Consider the following 24,338-nt stretch of genomic DNA (forward strand, 5'->3'; position numbering starts at 1 on the left):
TCTTATTTCTGTTTGCTCTTTCTCAGTTTAACGCAACCAGAAAACAAAAACAACCCTTCTTCGTGAAAAAATGTTTTTTTACCTGTCATACTGAATCTCTTTCCCTAAGAAAAACAATGCCAGCAAATTTGGAATTGCCATCATACCGTTTAATGCATCAGATAAATCCCAAATCATCTGAGGAGCCAGCATACAGCCGGGAAGGGTGAGCAGAATATAAGCCAGACGGTACAACGCTGCCCCCTTCTTTCTTCCCAGATACTCTGCTGTCTGCTCTCCAAAATAAGCCCAGCCCAGAATGGTTGCAAATGCAAAAAGCGCTACTGCCACTGCCAGAAACTCCCGGCCCCAGGGAAGCACCGTATCAAAAGCCATACCGGTAAGCGTTGTACCGTCTGTGACAGCCTGCCCTGTCTGAAGCTGCATCAGATATTTTTGGGGTTCATATACCCCGCTTACCAGAAGTACCAAGGCTGTCATGGTACATACAACAATGGAATCAATAAAAATCTCCAGAATCCCCCACATACCCTGCACCTGGGGAGATTGTACCCTTGTATTTGCATGTGCCATTACCGAAGAGCCAAGTCCTGCCTCATTAGAAAAAATTCCTCTGGCAATTCCCATACGGATTGCCTGCCCCATACCGTATCCTGCAAATCCTCCCACTACCGGACGCAGACAGAATGCCTCTCTGAATATCAGAGAAAAAGCCGCAGGTATCTGTTGCCGAAAGACAAAAAGTACAGCCAGAGTTCCGCACAAATAAGCGCCTGCCATAACAGGAACCAGTTTCTCTGTAAAAGCTGCGATTCTTTTAATCCCGCCTGTAAGCGCCACTGCCACCAGTATCATACAAATACTGCCGGATGCAAAGGGCTTTATGTGAAACGTATTCCACAGCCCCTGCGCCATGGAATTTCCCTGTACCATATTTCCCATGCCAAAAGAGGCGCCCAGACAGCAAAAAGCAAACACCAGAGCAAGCGGTCTGCATTTTAATCCCCGCTCCATATATACCATGGCGCCGCCCTTCCAGCGTCCCTCCTGATCCCGATAACGGTATTTAATCCCCAGAAAATTTTCTGCATAGCTGGTCATCATTCCCAGAAATGCAGATACCCAAAGCCAGAAGATTGCCCCGGGACCACCGAACATCAGAGCAGTAGCCACCCCGGTAATGTTTCCTGTCCCGAGGGTAGCCGCCAGGGCTGTGCAAAAGGACTGAAACTGTGAAATTGTATGCTCCTCTTTTTCTTCTGATTTTTCCTTTGTCTTTAAAGACCCCAGCGTGGTTTTTAGCCACAGTCGAAGCCTCCGGATTTGAAAAAAACGGGACTGCCAGGTAAAACGAAGCCCGGCCGCCAGAAAAAACACCAGCATACCGGGTCCCCATACAAACCTCTGCAGTCCATGAATCCATTCCTGCATAAAAGACTGTCCCTTTATTCGTTTTTAAAGATTATGCCCTGATAAAAGCAAACATTCCTATTCCTGAAACCTCTTCTGTCCCAAAATCCCTTTTCTTTTCCAGTGGAAAAATACGAAAATGCAAATAGCAGAAGATACCAGAGAGCCTGCAGGCGCTGCAAGTCCCATGGGATACAGAGTATCCGGAAAATAAAGAGCTGCCAGATACGCCCCTGGAACCCGGACACATACTGCAGAAATCAGGTTGTGCAAAAAGGATACTGCCGACCTTCCATAAGCACAAAAATAACCGCTGAAGCAAAAATGTACACCTGCAATGGCACAATCCAGAGCATATGCCTTTAAGTACTGACTTCCCATAACAATAATATTTTTATCCTGAGAAAAAAGTTTTAAAACCGCCTCCGGCGCCAGAATACAGGCGCCAGCAGCCAGGATTCCAAAAGAAACAGAAAGAACCAGTCCATATCCCAGTGTCTTTTCTGCCCGCTCGTGCTTTCCTGCCCCAATATTCTGTGCTGCAATGGCTGAAATAGAAGACAGCATGGCAGATGGCACTAAAAAAAGAAAACTGATAACCTTTTCCACAATCCCCACTCCAGCGGCAGCTACCACGCCTCTCTGATTGGCAATAACTGTAATCAGAAGAAAGGAAATCTGAATAAATCCGTCCTGGCAGGCAACCGGAACTCCGATTTTCAAAATACTGCCAAGAGTCGGTCGATCGGGAACAAAATCCTGCTTTTTCAGCTTTAGCATCATTCCTTTTTTCTTCCTTATAGCAAGAAATGCCAGAACCACACTGGCTGTCTGAGAAAGTACGGTTCCCCATGCCGCACCTGCTGCTCCCATATGAAGGCCTCCAATAAAGGCAAAATCCAACAAAATGTTCAGCACACAGGCAGCCGCCACAAAATACATAGGACTTTTGGAATCTCCCATTCCTCTGAAAATACAGCTTAAAATATTATATGCCGTAATAATCGGAATTCCGAGGAAACAAATGGTCAGATACTCTCTTGTCTGTCCCAGCGCTTCCTTTGGTACTGACACCCATTCCATAATCTGCTGTATTACCAAAAGCAGAATCCCTGTAGAGATAAGAGATACTGCCAGAAACAGCACTACTGTATTTCCAACCAGCTTTCCTGCTTTTCCCTTGTTTTTCTCTCCCACTGCCTGCCCCAGTAAAACTGTTGTTCCCATAGCCAGACCTACGATTACTACTGTAATCATATGCATAACCTGACTTCCTATGGAAACCGCAGAAATGGCTGCCGCTCCATTATACTGTCCTGTTACATATAAATCTGCCATGCCATAAAAAGTCTGCAAAAAACAACTAAGCAGATACGGTATGGAGAAAGCCACCAGTGCTCTTAAAATACTTCCTTTTGTAAAATTTTTTTCCATTTTTCTCCCTCAGGCATCTGTACATCAAAACTCATTTCTGTTTATAAGTTTTCTCTCCATAAACAGCTCACACACAAACGAGCAGAAAAAACGGCACAGCCCACATCTGAGCCATACCGTTTTCCCTTTAAAAAACAAGATGCCGCTTTTTCTGCTATCCTGTGTTTTATTCAAATGCCTTTCCAACAGAACCGAAGAGTTCCATTTTTTCCTTGATTGTTTCGCAGATAGCGTCAAATCCAGGTTTTAATAATTTACGAGGATCATATCCTTTTCCTTCGTTGTCTTTGCCTGCTTCAATGTATTCTCTTGTAGCTGCTGCAAAGGATAACTGGCACTCTGTATTTACGTTGATTTTAGATACACCTAAATCAATGGCTTTTTTAATCATATCAGCCGGAATACCCGTGCCTCCATGAAGAACTAATGGCATTTCACCTGTTAACTTCTGAATATCGTCCAGAACATCGAAACGAAGTCCGCCCCAGTTTTCCGGATATTTTCCGTGAATATTTCCGATACCTGCTGCCAGCATGTCTACACCCAGGTCTGCAATCATTTTACATTCCTTCGGGTCTGCACATTCGCCCATACCTACGACACCGTCTTCTTCTCCGCCGATAGAACCGACTTCAGCTTCCAGGGAAAGTCCAAGACCTTTACATACGCCAGCCAGTTCTTTTGTTTTCTCTACATTTTCTTCGATTGGGTAGTGAGAACCGTCGAACATGATGGAAGAAAATCCTGCTTTGATACATTTGTAGCAACCGTCATATGTACCGTGGTCTAAGTGCAAAGCAACCGGAACTGTAATATTCAGTTCTTCAATCATGGCTTTTACCATGTCTGCTACTGTTTTGAAACCACACATATATTTTCCTGCACCTTCAGAAACACCTAAGATAATAGGGGATTTGCATTCTTCTGCTGTTAAAAGTGCTGCTTTTGTCCACTCCAGGTTGTTGATATTAAACTGACCTACTGCGTAATGTCCTGCTTTTGCTTTTTTCAACATTTCTGCTGCTGATACTAACATAATTCATGACCTCCATTTATTTATTGTGCTGAAACTATTATAACACATTTTCCCTTTCAGGCAAGCATTTCTTAATGCAAATTCGGAGAATCCATGGTATAATGATTGCACGTTGTGCAACCCACGGCTTGAAAAGTAAATGCCTCGCGGCGCCTCCTTTTCTGCGCTCATGGTATAATAATGGCACACTGTACTATTTTCATCAGAACTTTACAGGAGGATTTGAAATAGAATGAATAAAAAAAATTTAATTGTAGGTCAGTCCGGCGGTCCCACCGCAGTAATTAACAGCAGCCTTTACGGCGTTGTTTCCGAAGGGATAAGACAGGAAGCTGTTGACAAAGTATACGGCATGCTCAATGGAATTGAGGGCTTTCTTGCTGACCGTTATCTGAACTTTCAGGATTCCTTAAGCCCGGAAGAGCTGGAAAAGCTGAAAACTACTCCCGGCGCTTATCTGGGCTCCTGCCGCTATAAACTTCCAGAGGATTTAAGTGACCCGGTATATCCCCTGCTCTTTCAGAAATTTAAGGAACTGAATATCGGATACTTTTTCTATATCGGAGGCAATGACTCCATGGATACCGTAAGCAAGCTTTCCCGTTACGCTGCACAGACAGGCAGTGATATCCGGGTTATCGGCGAGCCCAAGACCATTGACAATGACCTGGTACACACAGACCATACCCCCGGATTCGGAAGTGCTGCCCGCTATGTGGCTTCTACGGTACGGGAAATCACCACAGATGCTAATGTGTATGAAACAAAATCCGTAACCATTATCGAAATCATGGGGCGTCATGCAGGCTGGCTTACAGCTGCAGGCGCATTGGCAAGAAAACATAGCAAGGACAATCCCCTTCTCATTTATCTTCCGGAAACAGACTTTGACCAGGAAGCTTTTCTTGCAAAAGTAGAGGCTGCCTTTATCCAGAATCCCAATGTGGTGGTCTGCGTATCTGAGGGTATCCATGACAAGGACGGCACCTTTATCTGTGAATATGACAACAGCGTAGGAACCGATACCTTTGGTCACAAAATGCTGGCAGGCTGCGGTAAATATCTGGAAAATCTGGTGAGAAACCGCTTAAAGGTAAAAGCCCGTTCTGTGGAATTAAATGTAAGCCAGCGCTGCTCCGCTTCCATGATGTCAGCTACTGACCAAAAGGAAGCCATTCGTGCCGGCGAATTTGGAGTAAAAGCTGCATTAAAAGGCGAAACAGGAAAAATGGTTTCTTATATAAGATCCTCTGATCTTCCTTACCGTATGGCTTTGGGACTGGAAGATGTAAATGAAATCTGTAACAGGGAAAAAACCGTGCCGCTTGCTTGGATTTCCGGGGAAGGTTCTGATGTCACAGAGGAATTTTATTGCTTACGCTCTCCCGCTGATTCAGGGCGTGGTAGATATTCCGCTGGGTTCTGATGGTCTTTGGGATTTTGTATCCAGAAAATAGACACTATATTTTATCAGGAAAGGGGTTTTTTTATGTTCCAAGTTTCCAACTTTACAAACAATGACGATATCCGCATTGTGGACCAGACAGGTCCTTTTACTGTTATCGAATACCTGCGCGATTTAAGTGTTATGCCTTCTGATGCAGCAACTGCTTATTTCTGCAATGCTATGAATGTACGTAAAAGACAGGTAATCTGTGATTTAAAAAAAGCACATATCACAGTACAGGCCGGAGCTATGCAGTGGACCGTTGGAAATGTAAATGCAACCACAGGACTGAAAGGGGTTGGCGATTTTTTTCGGCAAGGCTGTCCGCGGAAAAGTCACAGGAGAATCTGCAATTAAACCGGAATACAAGGGTGACGGCATTATGGTTTTAGAACCAACCTATAAGCATCTTATCCTTTTAAATCTGGAAGACTGGAATGGTTCTGTTGTACTGGATGACGGTCTGTTTCTTGCCTGTGACTCTTCTATTCGTCACAAAGCGGTCATGCGCGCAAACCTTTCTTCCACAGTTGCCGGAAATGAAGGGCTGTTTAATCTGGGACTGGTTGGGAACGGCGCTGTTTGCCTGGAATCTGCCTGTCCAAAGGAAGAGCTTGTGGAAATCACGCTGCAGGACGATGTTCTGAAGATTGACGGCAATATGGCAATTGCATGGAGTGGAAGTCTGGACTTTACGGTAGAACGCTCCGGAAAATCCCTCATTGGATCCGCAGCTTCAGGAGAAGGTCTTGTAAATGTGTACCGTGGCACAGGAAAGGTTCTGCTTGCACCGGTCGGAAATTAAACAATGACACCAACGAGAAAGGGAGGCTTTCCTCATGCATAAAATTTCCGGTTTTTCCGTGAAAAAGATTCTGAAAAAACATGGACTGCTGTTATTTATTCTTATATATGTTGGTTCCTTAACCATTCCCTATCTTCCGCATAAGAAGGTATCCGCGTCCTTTAAAAAACAGTTTTCTTCCAGAGAATTTTACAGTCCTGCTGTAGGAACAGAGCGAGTGGCCTATATTCCGGACAATACCGATGCTCTTTTATACCGTTTGAATATGATAAACAACGCCAAAAAAGAAATTATTCTTTCCACCTTTGATTTCAATGCAGACAAGGCAGGAAAAGATGTGATGGCAGCGCTTTATCATGCAGCAGACCGTGGTGTAAAAGTTCGGGTGATTGTGGACGGCTTCAGCGGTCTTCTGGATATGAAACTGCAAAGCCGGGAATGGTTTGAAGCCCTGGCGGCTCACGAAAATATACAGGTCAGAGTATATAATTCCATCAATCCTTTAAAGCCCTGGGATATGCAGGCAAGACTGCACGACAAATATGTCATCATTGATGAGCAGATGTATCTTCTGGGAGGCAGAAACACCATGAATCTTTTCCTGGGAGATTATTCCTCTTCCAAAAATATTGACCGGGAGCTTTTTGTATACGAAACCAGGGAAAATCCTGATTCCTCCCTTTCTCAGGTAAAAACATATTTTGAAAATATCTGGACATTATCAGACAGCAAAGATTTTGTGTGCAGAAGGGAAAGTGAAAAGGTACAGGACGCTGCCAAACAGTTGGAAAAACGCTTTGAAAAGCTGCAAACACTGTATCCTGAGGCTTATAAGCCCTGGAATTACGAAGGACGTACCTTTGAAACCAATAAGGTTTCCCTGCTGTGCAATCCCCTGAAGTCCGAAAACAAAGAGCCCTGGGTATGGTATTCTCTGCACCGGCTCATGTCTGAGGCAAAAAACGTAACTATTTACACGCCCTACATTATCTGCGGAAAAGAAATGTATCAGGATTTATTTCCATTAAAGGAGAAAAATATTCCTGTGGAAATTATTACCAATGATGTTGCCAGCGGCGCCAACCCCTGGGGTTGTACCGATTATTTAAACCAAAAAGAAAATATCCGCAAAACCGGAGTAACGGTCTATGAATTTATGGGAAAACACTCCTGCCACACCAAGGCTGTGCTTTTAGATGACCGCATGAGCATTGTAGGCTCTTACAATCTGGATATGCGAAGCACTTATCAGGATACAGAACTAATGCTTGCTGTAGATTCAAAGGAATTAAATGCCATGATACGAAAAGAAGCCGAAACAGATAAAACCTATAGTAAGGTCATGCAGGAAGACGGCACATACCAGTATGGAGAAAATTATAAGGCAAAAGAAATGAGTACCGGAAAGAAGCTATTTTACGGTGTTTTAAGAGTGCTGATTCTTCCCCTTCGGAGATTTTTGTAATTTTAGACTCCCAACACAGTCCATATCGTGTTGGGAGTTATATGATTTTTACTGAAATATTTTTTTCATTATGCCCTGTTCCATATCATCAATACTATAAACATGCTCCAAAAGTTTGTTTCATAATCTTATCCACCTTCGGTTAAACCTGTGCTTATCCTCTATACTTTTTCTCATCATATCGCCTCCCGCCTTAGTAGTTGCATATAATCACTTCTTCACCAACACGTTTTGATGCATCTGCATTGATAAAACGTTTTACACTGACTACATCCATTTTATACCCTTTCTTTCCATATAATTCATGAATAAATTCTGTATTCTGATTTGTCAACATACAAAAACAGCCTCTTGCTGTTAATTCATCAAATAAATCTGCAAGTCGCTTATGGCTTTCAACATCAAAGCCCTCTTTTGTATAAGATTCAAAGGATGTGGGATTCAATGGGGCATAAGGGCTGTCCAGGAAAACAAAATCTCCTGTATCTGCATTTTTACAAGCTTCCTCAAAGTCCCCTTCCATAATTGTTACACTTTTCAAGTATTTTGAAATTGCCTTAATCGAATCTGTATCTACGGATTTTCTTCTGCTATTATTATATGGAACATTAAATAAACCCTTCCCATTCACTCGATATACCCCATTAAAACAATGTTTATTCAAAAACACAAACAATGCCGCCATTTCAAGATCCAATTCTTCTTTCATTATTTTGTCATTGTACTGTTCTCTCAAGGAATAGAACTAAGTTTAATGCATTTCCTTCTCTTATGAATATTTTTGACTTTGAATTGCTTTGAAATTGGAGATTTTTTTCCGAAATAGAAACTGACTGCGGATTGATATCAACACCTACTGCATTCCGATTAAGCAGTTTTGCCTCAACAAGTGTCGTACCACTTCCTAAGAATTGATCCAAAATCCACTCTCCTGGATTTGAGTATCGTAATATTATATTTCTTGGAACATAGGGTGACCAATTACCTCTATATTTGCCTGAGTGTGTTGCCCAACTTCCCCTCTCTGGAAATGACCAGACTGTAATATCTAATCTTAATAGTATTCTCTACAAAAGTCCCCCTTCACTATACATGAATTAGTTTTGTATTTCCTGCATGTTATACTATTCATTTATAGTGAAAAGGGTGTTCCATGTATCTCTATTTCCCCTGCTCTGCAATTCTCTCCGCCAGATCATTCAGATACACCCAGCGGTCCATCTTTTCCTCCAGCTGTTCTTCTGCGTCTTCCTTTTCCTTCATCAGTTCATTCAGTCTTCCTGAATTTGTGGCATTTTTCATAATTTCTTCATCAAGCTTTGCAACTTTTTCTTCCAGTGCAGCAATATCATCGTCAATGGTTTCATATTCCCGCTGTTCTTTAAAGGTAAATTTCAGTTTTGTGCTGCGATTTTGTTTCCAGTCCTTATTTCCCTTTTTCTCTGTATTCTCCGCCTTTTTTTCCGCTCTGTCACTGACTTTTTCCTGTTGATTTCTATTCTTCGCTTCCAGATAATCCGTATAGCCGCCCTCATACTGACAGATTCCTCCCTGTCCGTCAAATTCCAGAATCCGGTCTGCCACATTATCCAGAAAATAACGGTCATGGGACACCGTAATCACAATCCCCTGGAAAGAATTCAGATAGTCTTCTAAGATTGTCATAGTCGGAATATCCAGATTGTTTCCAGCCTCGTCAAGCAGAAGCACATTAATGTTTTCACACAGGACTCCCAAAAGATATAATCTTCTCTTTTCCCCTCCGGAGAGCTTTCCGATTGGCGCATACTGCATATCCGGAGTAAACAAAAAGCGTTCCAGCATCTGGGAGGCGCTGATTTTGCCCTCTCTGGTGGTGATATATTCTCCAATCTCCTTCACATAGTCAATCACTCTCTGCTTTTCGTCCATGTGCTGCTCTTCCTGGGCAAAATATCCCATGCGAATGGTTTCTCCGATTTCAATGTTTCCGTTATCCGGCTGCACCAGTCCGGCAATCATTTTCATAAACGTAGATTTTCCGCAGCCGTTTGGTCCGATAATTCCCACCTTCTGGTTTCTGAGAAAAATGTAATTAAAATCTTCCACTATCTTCAAAGCATCAAAACTTTTGCTCACATGCCGTAACTCAATGGTCTTTTTTCCCATTCTGGTTTCCACAGAATCCAACTCCACAATCTGGTCTTTTACCGGTGCTGTCTGGTTCTTCAGATTTTCCAACCTCTCCAGTCTGGCTCTCTGCTTTGTGCTTCTGGCACGACAGCCTCGCTTTGCCCATTCCAGTTCCATTCTGAGTACAGATTGACGTTTCCGCTCAGAAGCCAGTTCCATCTCTTCTCTCTCTGCCTTCATTTCCAGGAATTTGGAATAATTGGCAACATAACTATACATCTGGCCATGGCTGATTTCCAGAATCCTGTTGGTCACCTTATCCAGAAAATAGCGGTCATGGGTTACCATAAGCACGGTTCCGCGAAATTCCCGTAAATAATCTTCCAGCCATGAAATCATCTCTGCGTCCAAATGGTTTGTAGGCTCGTCCAGCAAAAGCATATCAAAGTCTGATGCCAGCACCTTTGCAAGAGCGACCTTCCTTCTCTGTCCCCCGGAAAGATATTCCAGAGGGATATCATATTCCAGAATCCCCAGCTTATTTAAGTTGCTCTCTACTCTCCACTGCTGCTCACTGTCCTGCATATAAGATAAAATTGTGGCATTTTCAGGGAATACAGGATTCTGAGGCAGATACGCAATTCTTAAATTATTCTGTTTTACAATCTGCCCCTCATCTGGTTGTTCCAGTCCTGCCACCATTCGCAAAAGTGTGGTTTTTCCCGTACCGTTTATTCCGATGATGCCGATTTTATCACCCTCCTGGATTCCAAAAGAAGCCTGGTCAAAAATCACTTTTTCCCCGTATATTTTACTGATATTTTCTATATTTAAAATATTCATAAGAAATCTCCTTTGTATTATTGCTTCACCAGCTAATCATAAAGGATTTTTCTATATGCGTCAACTGCATAGTCTTTCACAGGAAACAGCTATGTGGAATAGTCTCAGCCTGCATTTTCTTTTGCCATAATAAGCAGTATAATGCGATATATTAATTCCTTCATTCGGATAAAGATGTTATTTTGTATTCATGCTTTCAAAATAATCCAAATGTATTTTTTCCTTTTTCTTCTTTTCCCGTTGCCAATCCTTCCATTAAATGCTATGGTATTATGGAAAATACTAATTCTATGGAGGAAAAACCTATGATAACATCTGTCCTTATCCTTTGTATCGGCTTTTTGCTGCTGGTAAAGGGTGCAGATATTTTTGTGGAAGGTGCGTCCTGTATTGCCAAAAGACTACACATTCCCTCTCTCATTATCGGACTTACTATTGTAGCGTTCGGTACCAGCGCCCCGGAACTGGCGGTCAGTGTCACTGCAGCCATAAAGGGCAGCAATGACATTGCCATTGGAAATGTGGTAGGTTCCAATATTTTTAATCTTCTGGTGGTCATTGGCATGAGCGCCATGATCTGCCCCTTATCCGTAAAGCAAAGCATGATAAAAAAGGACTACCCACTTTCGATTCTTGCTGTGCTTTTGCTGGATATCCTGATTTTAGACCGTGTATTTAAAGGCAGCGAAAAAATGACCCTTGGACGCACAGACGGTCTTTTACTGCTTTTGGGCTTTGCTGTTTTTATGTACCTTACCGTACAGGAAGGCTTAAAAAAACGCAGAGAAAGCCTCTGCGCCCAGGAAACAGAGGTTTCCGCCAAGTATACCATGCCTGTGAGTATCCTTCTCTCCCTTGTGGGACTGGCTGGTATTATTGCAGGCGGCGATATGACCGTAAACGGCGCAAAGGACATTGCCAGGGCCTTTGGGCTTAGCGAAGCGCTGATTGGTCTTACCATTGTAGCTGTGGGAACTTCTCTTCCCGAACTGGTTACTTCCATTGTAGCTGCCAGAAAGGGAGAAAGCGATATTGCTCTGGGCAATGTTGTTGGTTCCAATATTTTCAATATTTTTCTCATTCTGGGACTTTCCAGCACCATTCTTCCCATGACTGTAACGGAAACTTATATGTATGATATTGGATTACTGGCAATTTTATCCATTCTGATTTTTATACCCATTGCCAGAAACAGACGGGTGGGACGCTTTATGGGAACACTCATGACCTGCTCCTATGTGGTCTACACCGTTTATTTAATTGTCCGGTAACGCGTCCTGTAGCTTCACCCCGGCTTCATTTAACATGGCAGTCAGCAAACCGTATTCAAAATCCTGCACAGGTCTGCGCTCTTCCAGAAGAATCCCCATAACGCCATATACCTCCTCTGCGCCCTGCACAGGAAGGTATATGGCTCTTGCCTCTGGAAGAGTGTGGGTGCAGGCGCCTGCGCGATGATGATTCACCGCCACCCATTGTACCACAGCCTTTTCCTGAACATTTACCAGTTCTTTCAGTGCTTCCGCTTCCATTCCCTTTCTCGGAAACAGCATCGGTTCCTCTAAAATCCTTTCTTTTCCCATGGGATAAATCAGTATCGACAGTTTCAGCAGTTTTCCTGCCTGTTCCGCCACTTGTTTCCATACCTCTTTCTTAGACTTGCAGCGGCGCAGTTTTTGACTGTTCTCCAGCAAGATTTCTGTGCGGTACTGTTTCTTTGCGCTCTCCAGATTCTGTTCCTTTAACTTCCGCGTAAGCGTTGCCGTAAAAAGCCCCACCAGAAACAGCATGAAAAACGTCGCCAGGTATCCCCTGTCATACGCCTTAAAGCTCAAGTATGGTTCTGTAAAGAAAAAATTAAATGCCAGCACGGAAAACAAAGAAGAATACACGGCATAAATTTTTTTGTCCGCAATATAAGAAGACAACAAAACCCCTAAAATATAGGTCATAATAATATTAGACTCAGAAAGCCCCAGACACCCAAAGCCCAGGGCGATTCCTGTAGTAAGCAGCAAAACACCGGTAATGGCAGCTAAATCCTTTGCCACATGTCCTTCTTCTCTGCACACTCTGCGCTCCTCTAGCGCTTTTCCCCTGTCTGCCTGCCCGGCGTCCGGAATAATATAAATGTCAATATTCGGCGCCCGCTGCATCAGAGTTTCCAACACCTCTGACCTCCCTCTTTTCCAAAAACTTCTGTGATTATTCTTCCCTATTACAACCTTTGACACATTTCCCACAACGGCATATTCTGCAATCTGGGCTGCAATATCCGAGCCGTATACGGTAACAATTTTTGCCCCTAAGGCTCTTGCCAGTTCCAGATGACGACTCAGTACTTTTCTGGTTTCTTCTCCTGCTTTCTTTAACTGGGGCGTTTCCACAGAAAGCACGGTAAACTGCCCGTGAAAAGCATACGCCAGACGGGAAGCCGTGCGAATTACCTTGGCGCTGGAAGGCGCAGAAGACACACAGGCAAGAATATGTTCTCCTGTATGATATTCCCGGTATCCAAGGGCGTTTCTCTCCTCCTCTGCCATACGGTTCACCCGGTCTGCCACCCGCCGCAGGGTAATTTCCCTTAGCGCCACCAACTTTTCCCGCCGGAAGAAATTCGCAAGCGCCCGTTCTGCCTGAAGTGCTTCATAAATTTTCCCCTCTTTCATACGGGCAATCAATTCGTCCGGCTCAATGTCAATCACTTCCACCTGGTCTGCCTGGTCAAACACGCAATCCGGAATCCTCTCCCGCACTTCTATGTGAGTGATATTTCCCACAAGGTCATTCAGACTTTCCAGATGCTGCACATTCAAAGTAGTATATACATGGATTCCTGCCCGCAGCAGTTCCCTGACGTCCTGGTAGCGTTTCTCATTGCGGCAGCCCTTTGCGTTGGTGTGTGCCAGCTCGTCCACTAAAAGGAGCTTCGGTCTGCGCTTTAGGGCTGCGTCTAAATCAAATTCCTGCAGACAAATGCCCTTATAATCTACCAAAAGCGGCGGCAAAGTTTCCAGTCCCTCTGCCATGGCCTGGTATCCGGTCTGGCGTGAGGCTCTATATAGCCCGCAACCACATCTACACCATGCCGGAGGGCTCCATGGGCTGCCTCCAGCATGGTGTAGGTTTTTCCGGAGCCTGCTGCATATCCCAGAAAGATTTTCAACCTGCCCCTGGTATTCTTTTGTTTCTGTTCTTCTTCATATTTCAACTTTCGCAAAACCTGTTCCGAATCCGGTCTTTCATTCTTCATCTAAAATCCCCATAGCCTCTGCAATGTCCAGATTACATTTTAAAACATTTACTCTCTCTTCTCCAAAAATCCCCAAAACCTTGTGTCCTGTATTTTTCTCCACAATTTTACCAATCTCTTCCCTGGACAAACCGGAATGTTCTGCCACTGCGGCAACCTGGATTTTGGCAGCCTTTGGAGAAATATGAGGGTCTAAGCCTGAGCCTGAAGCTGTGAAAAGGTCAGATGGAATATCCTCTTTTTTAACTCCCGGGTGAGAACTCAGAAATTCCTCCAAATCCTCCTCCATACGTTTCTTTAAATCCGGATTTGAGTTTCCATAGTTAAAGCTTCCTGAGGAAACACCGGCATAATCCCCGTTTTCCTTCTCTTCTTCTGTATAAGTATTATAATTTACCGAAGAAACCCTTGGTTTAAAATAATAATCCTCTGTAAAATCCTGTCCAATCAGAGCTGAACCCACAGCGTCCCCGGCATCAGAAACCAGATTTCCTTCTTTATCCACCAAACTTCCGTTTGCCTTTTCCTTCATGGTGAGCTGGCTGACTCCGGTCAGAGCCAGCGGATAACAAAAAGAACAAAGCAGCATAAGAACCACACTAAATCCCAGCATTTTACCTGCTGATTTTATAAACTTCTTCATCGTCTTCCTCCTACATTCCCATTACTGCCAGCAAGGGTGCTACCAGTAAATCGATCAGTTTAATTCCCACAAACGGTATAGCAATTCCGCCCAGTCCGTAAAGCCCCATATTCCAAAGCAACAGCTTTTCTGCTTTCATGGGTTTATATTTTACTCCCTTCATGGCAATGGGAATCAGTCCCGGAATAATCAGGGCATTAAAAATCAAGGCAGACAAAATCGCGCTTGCCGGTGTTGCCAGTTGCATAATATTCAGAATCTGCATCTGCGGTAAAACCATGGTAAACATAGCGGGAATAATAGCAAAATATTTGGCAATGTCATTGGCAACACTAAAGGTGGTAAGGGATCCCCTGGTAATGAGAAGCTGCTTTCCAATCTCCACAACCTCCAGAATCTTCGTAGGATCAGAATCCAAATCCACCATATTTGCCGCTTCCTTTGCTGCCTGGGTTCCGGAATTCATGGCAAGCCCCACATCTGCCTGAGCCAGCGCCGGGGCGTCATTAGTTCCATCTCCGGTCATGGCGACCAGCTTTCCTTCTGCCTGTTCTTTTTTAATAGCATCGATTTTATCCTCCGGCTTGCATTCTGCAAGAAAGCCGTCCACACCTGCCTCCTTTGCAATGGTAGCCGCTGTCAAAGGGTTATCCCCTGTACACATAATGGTTTTGATTCCCATTTCCCGCAGTCTTGCAAAACGCTCTACCAGTCCCGGCTTTACCGTATCCTTCAGATAAATCACGCCTAAAATCCGGCTGCCCACACAAACGACCAGAGGAGTTCCCCCCAGATTGGAAACCTCTGTTACAATGCCTTCCAAATCTGCCGGAACCTCACCGCCCCGCTCTTTTACAAAGATTTTCATTGCTTCAAAAGCGCCTTTTCTCACCAGGGTACCGTCCTTTAAATTTACACCGCTCATTTTTGTCTGTGCAGTAAATTCCACAAATTCCATCTGATTGCAAATGCTCTCCTCTAAAATACAGCCCATTTGCCGTCCCAGTTCTACCGTGGATTTGCCCTCAGGCGTGGTATCCATAAGAGAACACATCACACTATAATCCACTAAATCTGCTTTTTCTACGCCTTTTACCGGGTAAAATTCTGCTGCCAATCTGTTTCCGTAAGTAATGGTTCCTGTTTTATCCAGTATCATGGTGTCCACATCTCCACAGGCTTCCACTGCTTTCCCGGACATGGCAATTACATTAAATCGTGTAACACGATCCATGCCGGCAATACCAATTGCAGAAAGCAGCCCGCCGATGGTGGTGGGGAATCAGACAAACCATAAGAGCAATCGCCCAGGAAATGGGAATATCCACGCCTAAATAATCAGAAAACGGATAAAGAGTTACCACTACACTCAAAAAGATTAAGGTCAATACAATCAACAGGGTATTTAAGGCAATCTCATTGGGTGTCTTCTGTCTTTTGGCACCTTCTACCAGAGAAATCATTTTATCCAGAAAGGATTTTCCCGGATCTGCCACAATTCGGATTTTCAGCCAGTCCGAAACCACAGTGGTTCCTCCTGTTACAGAAGAGAAATCTCCTCCTGCCTCACGGGTAACCGGTGCGGATTCTCCTGTAATGGCAGATTCATCTACAGAAGCGACCCCTTCTATGACTTCTCCGTCATTGGGTATCACCTCTCCTGCTTTTACCAGCACTACATCATCTTTTTTCAGTTCAGACGCAGGAATCATCTTTTCCTGCCCATTTCCAGGAATCAGTCTGGCTTTTGTGTCCTGCTTTGTTTTCTTTAAGGACGCTGCCTGCGCCTTTCCCCTTCCCTCTGCCACGGATTCTGCAAAGTTTGCAAACAGCACGGTGACAAACAGAATTAACGTTACAATTCCGTTGTAAACCTGATATCTGGCGTCCCCACCGAAAAGGGTAGGGAAAAAGGTCAGCGCCAGGGTAATCCAAAAGCCCACTTCCACAACAAACATAACGGGATTTTTTATCATATAGCGCGGATCCAACTTTTGGAATGAACCGAGAATTGATGATTTTAAAATATCTTTTTGTAATGAATTTTGTCCTTTCACTCTTAGCCATTTCTTACTCTCCTTTTCCTCCTGCCTGTGTTCCTTACAGCCACAGGGATAAGTGTTCTGCAACAGGCCCCAGCGCCAGTGCCGGGAAGAAAGTCAGTGCAGCAAAAATATATACAATAAATACCAGAATCAACATAAAAGTCACATTGTCTGTCCGCAGGGTACCAATGGATTCATTCACCTTTTTCTTTGCAAGCAGCGAACCTGCAATGGCAAGTTGTGCCACAATGGCAATGTACCGTCCAAAGAACATGGCAAGACCTGCGGTCACATTCCAAAACACAGTATTATCTGCCAATCCCTCAAAGCCGGATCCATTGTTTGCCGCCGAGGACGCATATTCATACAGCACCTGGCTCAGTCCGTGGAAGCCGGGATTGGTAATTCCCTCAAGCCCTGCGGGCACGCTGACTGCCAGGGCAGAAAATCCCAGAATCAACAGTGGGTGTATCAAAATACAAATGGCTACCAGCTTCATTTCCTTTCCTTCAATTTTCTTATTCAAATATTCCGGTGTACGCCCAACCATTAAACCGCAGATAAAGACGGCCAGAATCACATACAGAATCATATTCATAAGACCTACGCCCTTACCTCCGAACACACAGTTTAACATCATGTGCAGAAGAGGAACCATACCTCCCAGAGGAGTCAGGGTATCGTGCATGTTGTTGACCGTACCTGTGGTAAAGGAAGTCGTCACAGTTGTAAAAAGTGCGGACTGGGCAGTTCCGAAACGTACTTCCTTTCCTTCCATGCTTCCTGCGCTCTGGTCAATCCCCATTTCCTCAATCACCGGATTTCCCGCCATTTCTGCGTTGTAGCAGATAAGCAGTCCTACGGTAAATAAAATAGCCATCGCTCCAAAAATCACTGCGCCCTGTCTTCCCATAATCAGGCGATTCTTCGTCTCTGTACCCGGCAAAAGCTGCGTTTTCTCCTTTTTCTTATCATGCATCATATGTCCAAAAGTCACAACACAGGCGCCGGGCAGAATCATCATGGAAATCAGTTCTGCAATATTGGAAACAATGGTGGGATTTTCAAATGGCGTAGTTGAGTTAGCTCCAAAAAAGCCGCCGCCGTTTGTCCCCAAATGCTTAATGGATTCCAGCGCTGCCACCGGTCCCACTGCAATATCCTGCATTTTTCCTTCTATGGTATGTACCGTCAGATTTGCCCCCAGGGTTTCCGGAGTTCCCTGACTGACTAATAAAAGTCCTACCAGAAAAGCAACGGGAATTAAAATTCTGGTGGTAATACGCACCACATCTCTGTAAAAATTCCCCAGCTTCTTTCCTGCCAGCCCCCTGCAGAATGCCATACAGGCCGCGTAGCCTGTTGCCGCAGAGGTAAACATCATGTAAATGATGACGCACATCTGACTGGCATAAGACAAACCGCTTTCCCCTGCATAGTGCTGCAGGTTTGGTATTTGTCATAAAACTGATAATGGTATTAAAAGAAAGGGACGGTTCCATGGAACCAATCTCATTGGGATTCAAAACCAAATCATTCTGAATCCTGAGTATGAGATATCCCAGAAAAACCATAACTGCATTTGCCAGCACAAGGGTCAGCGCATATTTTTTCCAGCCCATGTCCCTGCCTTTGATGCCGCAGATTTTATAGATAACAGCGTCTATGGGATCAAAGACCCTGTCTGCAAATGTTTTTTGTCCTGTTGCAATGTGATACATGTATTTTCCCATAGGAATTACAAGAATCACAAAAATCGAAAGTGTTAAAATAATCTGTAACATCTTTTCTCCTCCTGTTTTTTCCTCTCGATTTCTTTTTACAGCTTTTCAGGATAAATCAGGGCATATACCAGATATCCTGCCAGCGCTGCAACGATGATTCCCAAAACAATCATTTCCTGTTTCCTCCTATTTTTCCTTTGGTTTTATCTGTGCTTCACAGAAATCTGCAAATAATTTCACGAGTCCGAAACTTCCTGCCAGAACTCCTATCATAATGAAATCCATCATAAGCATTTCCCTCCTTGCTGTAACATTGTATTCCATTTCGAATTAAAGAAGTGTTAATCTGAAATCCCTTTGCATTAAAACGGTATAAATATAAAAAGGATTTTCCTATGGAATAAAAGAACCGGCTCGGCTGTCTTACCCCATCGACAGCCGAACCGGCTCTTTTTTCTCTGCATAAACAAACAGACAATCTTTTATTCTTTTTCTAAAAACCCTCTGATCGCTTCCGGGTTTCCCTTTAAAGACCCCTGTATCATAGGCGGCTTTCCGCCTCCCTTTCCCTCAAAAGCTTCATTTAAACACTTACCAATGCTGCAGATACTGCCGTCCTTTTTTCCAAGCACATAACGAAAACCCTGCTCTTTGCTTCCCACAAAAACGCCGCAGATGCCATCTGTCTTTTCCATGGCTTCGTTTACAAAATTCCGCATGGCTGCCGGGTCCATTTCCTCTGCAAAAAGAAGGAGATTTGCCACCGGATTTTCCAGAAGTTTCTGTTCCTCTTCTTTAAGCGCAGCCTTTACCAACTGCTCCTGCAGTCTTTTATTCTTTTCTTTCAAAGCTGCAAGTTCCTCTTCCAGCCTTTTGACCGCGCACACCACTTCCTCCTGCTTTGCAGAAAGCCGGTTGGAAATCTGCTTTACGCTGGCTTCCTTTTCCCGATAATCCGAAAGCGCCCGGAATCCGCAGTGCAGAGAAAGACGCATGCCGCCCTTATACCGTATCGCTCCTGTAATCTTAATCATGCCCACGCTTCCCGTTGTTTTTACATGAGGCGCGCAGCAGGCGCAGCTGTCATAACCCGGAATCTGTACAATCCGTACCTGTCCCTCAATTTCCATTTTGCTGCGGTAAAAAATATGGGGCAGCTCTTCCTTTGACGGCTCCAAAATTACAATAGGAATGTTTTCCGCCACAGCCCGATTTGCCTCGTACTCAATTTGCCGCAATTCCTCTTCGGTCAGAGGTCCGTCATAATCCATGGTCACCTCTTCTTTTCCCAGATGAAACCCCACGTTCTGATAACCAAAGCGCCGATGCACAATCCCGGAAATAATATGCTCCCCTGTATGCTCCTGCATTTTCAGGAACCGCTCCTGAAAGTTCAGCTCTCCTTGTACAACTGCTCCCACCTCCAATAGGCCGTCTGTTTCATGTAGCACCACGCCATCCTTTTCCTGTACGTCCAATACCTGTATCCTTTGCTGTCCGGATACCAGAACACCGGTATCTGCTGTCTGTCCTCCGCCCTCAGGAAAAAAGGCAGTTCTCGAAAGAACTACCTCGTATTTGTTTCCTTTTGGGACACAGGATAAAACCTCTGCTTCAAATTCGGACAAATAGCTGTCCTGATAATACAATTTTTCTGTCATTCCTGTTCTCCATATACCCGGATTACGGAAGTAATCTTATGTACTGCCTCCATACCTTCAATAATCAGCATGGCGTCATGGAAGTTTCCTTCCCTGACCTTTGAGGTCACTACAACGATTTCCGCAAAATCCTCTTCTCTGTGTTTCTGAATCATCTGCGCAATGCTTACTCTGTAATTACCCAGTACGCTGGCTATTCCTGCCAGAACTCCCGGCTTATCGTCCACATGAAGTCTTAAGAAAAACCGGCTTTCTGTTTCTTCCTGTTTTTTAATGGGAAGCGCTTTATAGCAGGTGCAGCTGATTCTGCCTGTACACCCAAACAGAATGTTTCTCACAATGTCAAACACATCGCCTACAATGGCGCTGGCTGTGGGAAGTTCTCCTGCTCCTCTTCCATAAAACATGGCATCGTCCACTGCATCTCCGTGAACAAAGACTGCGTTAAAAGAATCGTTTACAGAAGCCAGAGGGTGTCCCTCCGGTACCAACATGGGCTGTACTTTCACCTCAATGCCGTCCCCTGTGTTCTTTGCCACGCCTAAAAGCTTGATTACACAGCCAAGCTCTTTTGCATAGCGAATATCTTTGGAGGAAATATGGGTAATCCCTTCTGTGGCAACGTCTTCAAAAGTCACCCTGGAATTAAAGGCAATAGATGCCATAATGGCAACCTTTCTGCCTGCGTCATACCCCTGGATATCTGCCGTAGGGTCTGCTTCCGCATAGCCCAGTCTGGTGGCAAGCGCCAGAGCGTCTGCAAACTCCATATGCTCCTGGGTCATCTTCGTAAGAATAAAATTCGTGGTGCCGTTGACAATGCCCACCACCTCGGAGATGTGATTTCCTGCCAGACACTGCTTCAACGGACGGATAATGGGAATTCCCCCTGCCACAGAGGCTTCAAACAGAAAGTCACAGTGATGCTCTGCGGCGCAGTCCAGAAGTTCTCCGCCAAAGGAAGCCACCAAATCTTTATTGGCAGTCACCACATGCTTTCCTGCACAAAGCGCCTGTGTGATATATTCCTTTGCCGGGTGAATGCCTCCCATAACCTCAATAACAATCTCAATGGACTCGTCCTCTAAAATCTCCTGCCAGCTGTTTGTCAAAAGTTCCGGTTCCGGAATCTTTGCCGCTGCTTTTTTCAGATTTCTCACTAAAATCTTTTTTACGGCCACAGATGCGCCGATTTTCTGTTCCATCTCTTCTTCCTGGTTTTTCAGAACCTTATATACCCCGGTTCCCACCGTTCCCAGCCCCAAAAGCGCTGCCTTAATTACTTTTTTGCTCATGCTTTTCTTCCTTATTAACCTCTACCCTCTCTATGAACCCTTTTTTCATTTTACTGTTTCGTTTAAATGCCTTGCTCCAACCTCCCAGTTTATTATATACCCAGAAGGAATGAGAAAGCACGGTTTTGGCTTTTCCGATTTTTTCCTTGGTTGTCTTTGTGTAAATCGTTCCACCTGCCTCCAGCTTTGTTCCTTTCATAATATGGGTAATCAAATCTGTTTCACAGGTAATGTCGTCCGGCACCTCTGTATACGCCATGCCTACGCAATCTGCCTTGTGGGCATCGCTGCCCCCGGTTCCCGGAAGCCCGTACCGCTCTGCAATTTCCTTTGCCTTATCGTTGACTTCCTGGGGTTCACAGGCATTAAAGGTTTCCATAAAATCAAATTCCCGCAGAATATCGGGATTCCGTTCATAAGCCTTTGCATTCATAAAGCTCATAAACTTCTCTCCGCAGGGGTGTGCCGGTCCTAAAATGCCTCCATAATTATGCACAATGGGAATCAGCATCTGTACCGGAATTCCCCGAAGCTCCAAAAGCCGCAGCTTGATGTTCTCCGGCATAATCACCAGAATATGTCCGGCGTCCAGGGTATCGTATTCGATTCCCTTTAACACTACAAAGTCCTGATACTTCTGCCCTTTGATGTTTTTTTTCCAATGACGGTATCCGCCGTAGGAATCATGGTCTGTTACCAGCATTCCCCCAAAGCCCTGATTGCGGAGCATACGGATATATTCTTCAATGGGAACCTTTCCGTCTATAGAACCTTCCTTTGTATGGCAATGCATGTCAATCTTCATGACAACATCTCCTTTCCCCAACTTACCTATACAGCCTACAGACCAAATCTTTGCTTCATAGCCCCTATTTTGTCTTTCGATACAACCAGATTAAATCCCTGGGGATTAACCACAGCTCCCTTTGCCACCGGAATCAATACCTTTTCCAGATTTTCAAAGGTAACCAAAAGAGCCTGAAACTTTTTATCCTTATTAAACTTTCTGAATTCCTCTGCATCTGAAAAAACAGGCTGGAAAATATCTCCGTTCTGATTTTTCACATAAGGAACCTGTACCTTTTTTCCTTCCTCGCCTTCTCCCGGCTCCTGCTTCTCCACTGCTACCAGATATTTGCTTTTTACAAGATTGGCAGCAACTTCTTCTTCCAGCTCTGCCAGGTTTTCCTTTTCTTTCATATCCACGCCTCTTCGGAATTCCTGCATAAAATAAATTCCGGAAAGCTGAAGCTGCGGATTTAAAAGCGGTCTTTTTTCTTCAGGAAGAGCAGAAAAATCCGGTTTTTTAATAATTACCTCTAAATCCAGTTCTGTCTTTTTATCCTTTTCATGATAAACCACACTGTTGACTCCCAGGGTATAAAGTGCGGTGTAAAAGCTGAGAAAACTTTTATTTTCTACTTTAATGGCAGCGATGGGATTTTTCTTTTCTGCCAGAGGTTTAGCTGCCTCCTCCAAATCCTCTTTATTTTCAAAAATCCATACCTGGTCGTTAAAGCTCTCCGGGTCGCAGATAACAAACGGCTGTCTTGTTGCTCTGGAAAGAATAGTAAATACTTCTTCCCTGGTCTGTATTTTCTGAATGAGTTCTTTGTTTACATTGTCCATGTCATTTTCTCCTGTTGTCTTCTTTTCTATGTATAGTATACACCTGTTTTCTGTTTTTGTCCTGTATTATTTGTTATGAAAAAACAAAATGCTGAAAAAAGCCACTTCCCCTTCACAATAATAAGGAATTTCGCAATATTCTGCCAGCGCATCAACCTTCACACAAAAGGCTGACAGGCAGGACGCCCGTTTCTTGGGAAACGGACACGCTTTTCCCAGTTCCATGGCACAGGGAGAACAAATCTGGCATGGTCCTGCCATAGCAGGAAGATACTCCTTTAAGTCCTCCTTCATCCCCTCAATCAGGCTCCAGGTCATCTGATTGTGCCGGTGTTTTATCCCCTTTGTTTCTTCATCGTCCAGAATATTTTTTACCGGAGTAATGGTCTGCAGAACAAGCGCCCGTTCAAACTGTTTTGCCTTTCTCTCCAGTTCCTTTGCCTCTCCGCAGGCAGGCGGACAGGAATAATTTTTGTCATAATTTCCGCAGTAATTCATTTCACAGTACATACGGAAACGCTCCTCAAAAGAAATTGCCATGGTATCTATGATTCTGTAATTATCAAATCCCAGTTCCTCGGCTGCCTGCAGTAACTTTTCTTCCAGTTTTTTCATCGCGCTTCTCCTTTATATTTCTTGATATGTGGTCAGATTTCCTTGGCAAAAAATCCGTATTCCGCTTCTCCGTTTTCCCAGTATCCCTTTATCAGATATACATACCCGGCATCACAGGTAATTTCCGGATTCCCCGCCTGGTTTTCTGTCACTGCAACGCTTTCTCCCTCCGGAATATCCGCGGCAGATTTCTCCTGTTTTTCTTTTTCCCACTCCTCTTTTGTCCATCTGAAAACCTCTGTTTTCTCCGGCTCTACAGAAAAAAGCAACTCTGCCTTTGTCTGACCTTCTATGGAAATATCTGCCAGTTCCTCCATCTGCAGCACATGAGCTCCCTCTGCTGCCGTGGTAGTTTCTTCCTGTCCTTCCTCCTGATATGTCCACTGATATGTTCCCGTTTCCGACACCACGGCTGTTACCAGAGCGTCCGGCTGCGCGTAAGAAATATCCAGTGTGGGAACCTTTGTCATATCTGCCTTTGGGAAAAATTCTTCCAGGTAATGGCTGTATTCTTTCTCTTTCTGGCTGTCCTTTTCTTCTACCTGTATTTTGGTAATTCCGTTATACTGAGCAGGATAGGACTGCGCCACAACGCCGTTGCCCCACACAGAAACCACATCTCCGCTTTCCAGGTCTTCTCCTGCTATCATTTCTTCTTTTTCATTATAGACACCGCCCTCGGGAATGGTTCCCATAAACGGGGTTTCGTTGGTCAAATCCACAAACAGAAAATCACCGGTCTGGTTTTCCAGATAGAGCGCTTTCATAGAATATTCCCCTTTTAACTGTTTTTCTTCCGCCTTATCCGGCTTAAAAAACATGTTTTTCACTACAAAAGCGCCGCCTAAAACCGCTGCGGTAATCAACGCCACACCTGCATAGGCGATTACATTATTTTTCTTCATAAACCCTCCTGTATCA

Annotated in this window: 15 protein-coding genes and 6 pseudogenes; 4 read left to right on the top strand and 17 right to left on the bottom strand. The window is 44.3% G+C overall.

What is annotated here, in order from left to right; translation table 11 throughout:
* Window positions 1-78 precede the first annotated feature (78 nt).
* From DQQ01_RS10960 to fba, 3 genes are all read right to left on the bottom strand, one after another.
* Window positions 79-1,431 carry an alanine/glycine:cation symporter family protein gene (locus DQQ01_RS10960; protein WP_111920074.1) on the bottom strand — a complete coding sequence of 451 codons (1,353 nt, stop codon included), beginning with the start codon at window positions 1,429-1,431 and terminating at the stop codon, window positions 79-81.
* A gap of 57 nt (window positions 1,432-1,488) precedes the next feature.
* A complete protein-coding gene (locus tag DQQ01_RS10965; protein WP_111920075.1) occupies window positions 1,489-2,844 on the bottom strand; it encodes an MATE family efflux transporter in 1,356 nt (451 codons plus the stop codon).
* 166 nt (window positions 2,845-3,010) lie between these two features.
* Window positions 3,011-3,880: a class II fructose-1,6-bisphosphate aldolase gene (gene fba, locus DQQ01_RS10970; RefSeq protein ID WP_111920076.1), complete on the bottom strand. Its 870-nt coding sequence runs from the start codon at window positions 3,878-3,880 to the stop codon at window positions 3,011-3,013.
* 232 nt (window positions 3,881-4,112) lie between these two features.
* Between fba and DQQ01_RS10975 the strand changes: the two are divergent.
* The 3 genes and pseudogenes from DQQ01_RS10975 (at window position 4,113) to DQQ01_RS10985 (ending at window position 7,597) form a co-directional block, all read left to right on the top strand.
* Window positions 4,113-5,337, top strand: a pseudogene (locus tag DQQ01_RS10975) (6-phosphofructokinase).
* 32 nt (window positions 5,338-5,369) lie between these two features.
* A pseudogene (locus DQQ01_RS10980) lies at window positions 5,370-6,132 on the top strand (AIM24 family protein).
* A gap of 34 nt (window positions 6,133-6,166) precedes the next feature.
* Window positions 6,167-7,597, top strand: a complete 1,431-nt coding sequence (locus DQQ01_RS10985; protein ID WP_111920077.1) for a phospholipase D family protein — start codon at window positions 6,167-6,169, stop codon at window positions 7,595-7,597.
* 193 nt (window positions 7,598-7,790) lie between these two features.
* On the opposite strand, the pseudogene DQQ01_RS10990 reads toward DQQ01_RS10985, so the two are convergent.
* The 3 genes and pseudogenes from DQQ01_RS10990 to DQQ01_RS11000 form a co-directional block, all read right to left on the bottom strand.
* Window positions 7,791-8,342 (bottom strand): annotated as a pseudogene (locus tag DQQ01_RS10990) (DNA adenine methylase); the annotation flags it as partial.
* Window positions 8,314-8,661, bottom strand: a complete 348-nt coding sequence (locus DQQ01_RS10995; RefSeq protein ID WP_111920078.1) for a TRM11 family SAM-dependent methyltransferase — start codon at window positions 8,659-8,661, stop codon at window positions 8,314-8,316. The gene DQQ01_RS10995 and the pseudogene DQQ01_RS10990, both read right to left, overlap by 29 nt.
* Before the next feature lie 97 nt (window positions 8,662-8,758).
* The gene (locus DQQ01_RS11000; protein WP_111920079.1) at window positions 8,759-10,552 is read right to left on the bottom strand and encodes an ABC-F family ATP-binding cassette domain-containing protein; all 1,794 of its coding nucleotides are present in this window, start codon (window positions 10,550-10,552) and stop codon (window positions 8,759-8,761) included.
* Between the two features lie 305 nt (window positions 10,553-10,857).
* Here DQQ01_RS11000 and DQQ01_RS11005 point away from each other — a divergent pair, with 305 nt between their 5' ends.
* Window positions 10,858-11,823 carry a calcium/sodium antiporter gene (locus DQQ01_RS11005; RefSeq protein WP_111920080.1) on the top strand — a complete coding sequence of 322 codons (966 nt, stop codon included), beginning with the start codon at window positions 10,858-10,860 and terminating at the stop codon, window positions 11,821-11,823.
* Here DQQ01_RS11005 and DQQ01_RS11010 read toward each other — a convergent pair.
* The 11 genes and pseudogenes from DQQ01_RS11010 to DQQ01_RS11060 form a co-directional block, all read right to left on the bottom strand.
* Window positions 11,809-13,805: pseudogene (locus DQQ01_RS11010) on the bottom strand (DUF4118 domain-containing protein). The gene DQQ01_RS11005 and the pseudogene DQQ01_RS11010 overlap by 15 nt on opposite strands.
* On the bottom strand, window positions 13,795-14,448 hold the full coding sequence (locus tag DQQ01_RS11015; RefSeq protein ID WP_111920081.1) for a potassium-transporting ATPase subunit C: 654 nt from the start codon (window positions 14,446-14,448) through the stop codon (window positions 13,795-13,797). The pseudogene DQQ01_RS11010 and the gene DQQ01_RS11015 overlap by 11 nt, the downstream one beginning before the upstream one ends.
* Window positions 14,449-14,458: 10 nt before the next feature.
* Window positions 14,459-16,515, bottom strand: a pseudogene (gene kdpB / locus DQQ01_RS18195) (potassium-transporting ATPase subunit KdpB).
* A gap of 33 nt (window positions 16,516-16,548) precedes the next feature.
* A pseudogene (locus tag DQQ01_RS11025) lies at window positions 16,549-18,277 on the bottom strand (potassium-transporting ATPase subunit KdpA).
* Window positions 18,278-18,312: 35 nt separating this feature from the next.
* Window positions 18,313-18,390, bottom strand: a complete 78-nt coding sequence (gene kdpF / locus DQQ01_RS18440; RefSeq protein ID WP_111920911.1) for a K(+)-transporting ATPase subunit F — start codon at window positions 18,388-18,390, stop codon at window positions 18,313-18,315.
* Window positions 18,391-18,699: 309 nt separating this feature from the next.
* Complete coding sequence (locus tag DQQ01_RS11035) at window positions 18,700-19,878, bottom strand: alanyl-tRNA editing protein (RefSeq protein ID WP_111920082.1); 1,179 nt, start codon at window positions 19,876-19,878, stop codon at window positions 18,700-18,702.
* Window positions 19,875-21,173 carry a homoserine dehydrogenase gene (locus DQQ01_RS11040; protein WP_111920083.1) on the bottom strand — a complete coding sequence of 433 codons (1,299 nt, stop codon included), beginning with the start codon at window positions 21,171-21,173 and terminating at the stop codon, window positions 19,875-19,877. Before DQQ01_RS11040 ends, DQQ01_RS11035 begins: the two co-directional genes overlap by 4 nt.
* Window positions 21,154-21,978 (bottom strand): PHP-associated domain-containing protein, encoded by an 825-nt coding sequence (locus DQQ01_RS11045; protein ID WP_111920084.1) that lies wholly within the window; start codon window positions 21,976-21,978, stop codon window positions 21,154-21,156. Before DQQ01_RS11045 ends, DQQ01_RS11040 begins: the two co-directional genes overlap by 20 nt.
* Before the next feature lie 35 nt (window positions 21,979-22,013).
* Entirely contained in the window at window positions 22,014-22,802 is a 789-nt protein-coding gene (locus DQQ01_RS11050; RefSeq protein WP_111920085.1) for an SseB family protein, read from the bottom strand.
* Window positions 22,803-22,868: 66 nt separating this feature from the next.
* Window positions 22,869-23,417: a DUF2284 domain-containing protein gene (locus tag DQQ01_RS11055; RefSeq protein ID WP_111920086.1), complete on the bottom strand. Its 549-nt coding sequence runs from the start codon at window positions 23,415-23,417 to the stop codon at window positions 22,869-22,871.
* A 32-nt stretch (window positions 23,418-23,449) separates the two neighbouring features.
* Complete coding sequence (locus tag DQQ01_RS11060) at window positions 23,450-24,322, bottom strand: hypothetical protein (RefSeq protein ID WP_111920087.1); 873 nt, start codon at window positions 24,320-24,322, stop codon at window positions 23,450-23,452.
* Window positions 24,323-24,338 lie beyond the last annotated feature (16 nt).

This window comes from Blautia argi (assembly GCF_003287895.1).
Classification (GTDB): domain Bacteria; phylum Bacillota; class Clostridia; order Lachnospirales; family Lachnospiraceae; genus Blautia; species Blautia argi.

What these genes read in the sequence shown, in the direction of transcription:
- DQQ01_RS11055 (WP_111920086.1), bottom strand. Translation starts at nt 23,417, where the DNA reads ATGAAAAAACTGGAAGAAAAGTTACTGCAGGCAGCCGAGGAACTGGGA.
- DQQ01_RS11015 (WP_111920081.1), bottom strand. Translation starts at nt 14,448, where the DNA reads ATGAAGAAGTTTATAAAATCAGCAGGTAAAATGCTGGGATTTAGTGTG.
- kdpF (WP_111920911.1), bottom strand. Translation starts at nt 18,390, where the DNA reads ATGATTGTTTTGGGAATCATCGTTGCAGCGCTGGCAGGATATCTGGTA.
- DQQ01_RS11050 (WP_111920085.1), bottom strand. Translation starts at nt 22,802, where the DNA reads ATGGACAATGTAAACAAAGAACTCATTCAGAAAATACAGACCAGGGAA.
- DQQ01_RS11040 (WP_111920083.1), bottom strand. Translation starts at nt 21,173, where the DNA reads ATGAGCAAAAAAGTAATTAAGGCAGCGCTTTTGGGGCTGGGAACGGTG.
- fba (WP_111920076.1), bottom strand. Translation starts at nt 3,880, where the DNA reads ATGTTAGTATCAGCAGCAGAAATGTTGAAAAAAGCAAAAGCAGGACAT.
- DQQ01_RS11005 (WP_111920080.1), top strand. Translation starts at nt 10,858, where the DNA reads ATGATAACATCTGTCCTTATCCTTTGTATCGGCTTTTTGCTGCTGGTA.
- DQQ01_RS10960 (WP_111920074.1), bottom strand. Translation starts at nt 1,431, where the DNA reads ATGCAGGAATGGATTCATGGACTGCAGAGGTTTGTATGGGGACCCGGT.
- DQQ01_RS11035 (WP_111920082.1), bottom strand. Translation starts at nt 19,878, where the DNA reads ATGACAGAAAAATTGTATTATCAGGACAGCTATTTGTCCGAATTTGAA.
- DQQ01_RS11060 (WP_111920087.1), bottom strand. Translation starts at nt 24,322, where the DNA reads ATGAAGAAAAATAATGTAATCGCCTATGCAGGTGTGGCGTTGATTACC.
- DQQ01_RS10985 (WP_111920077.1), top strand. Translation starts at nt 6,167, where the DNA reads ATGCATAAAATTTCCGGTTTTTCCGTGAAAAAGATTCTGAAAAAACAT.
- DQQ01_RS11000 (WP_111920079.1), bottom strand. Translation starts at nt 10,552, where the DNA reads ATGAATATTTTAAATATAGAAAATATCAGTAAAATATACGGGGAAAAA.
- DQQ01_RS11045 (WP_111920084.1), bottom strand. Translation starts at nt 21,978, where the DNA reads ATGAAGATTGACATGCATTGCCATACAAAGGAAGGTTCTATAGACGGA.
- DQQ01_RS10965 (WP_111920075.1), bottom strand. Translation starts at nt 2,844, where the DNA reads ATGGAAAAAAATTTTACAAAAGGAAGTATTTTAAGAGCACTGGTGGCT.